Here is a 453-nt window from a genome sequence, read left to right on the forward strand (position 1 = left end):
GCGGTGGTCGCGCGGCGCATCCCGGTGCTGCGCACATTGGTCAGCATCGCCTTCTGGTGGGCAGCGGGGCTGCTGCTGTTCGCCGCGGTGGTGGAGCGCGAGCGGTTCGACCCGTGGGTGGCGCGGATCGCGGCGGGGCTGAACATGGACAGCCAGCAGGTGGCGGGCGAGGAGACGCGCATCCGCATGAGCCGCGACGGGCATTTCTACGTCCGCGCGACGATCGGCGGGGCGGAGCGGCGGTTGCTGGTCGACAGCGGCGCGACGATCACCGCGCTGTCCCCCGCCACCGCGGCGGCGGCCGGGGTGGAAGTGAAGCCGGCGATGTTCCCGGTGGTGCTGAAGACCGCCAACGGCACGATCCGGGCCGATACCGGCGAGGTGCGCGAGCTGCGCTTCGGCAATGTCGTGGCGCGCGACCTGGCGGTGGTGGTGTCGCCCGCATTCGGCGAC

General features: G+C 72.8%; 1 protein-coding gene. It reads left to right on the forward strand.

Features of this window, described 5'->3' with window-relative positions; translation table 11 throughout:
* The coding region (locus tag CVH10_RS17505; RefSeq protein ID WP_106489350.1) for a TIGR02281 family clan AA aspartic protease at positions 1-453 on the forward strand (453 nt) is incomplete at both ends.

The sequence above is a fragment of the Halomonas sp. ND22Bw genome, from assembly GCF_003011945.1.
GTDB lineage: Bacteria > Pseudomonadota > Gammaproteobacteria > Pseudomonadales > Halomonadaceae > Halomonas > Halomonas halophila.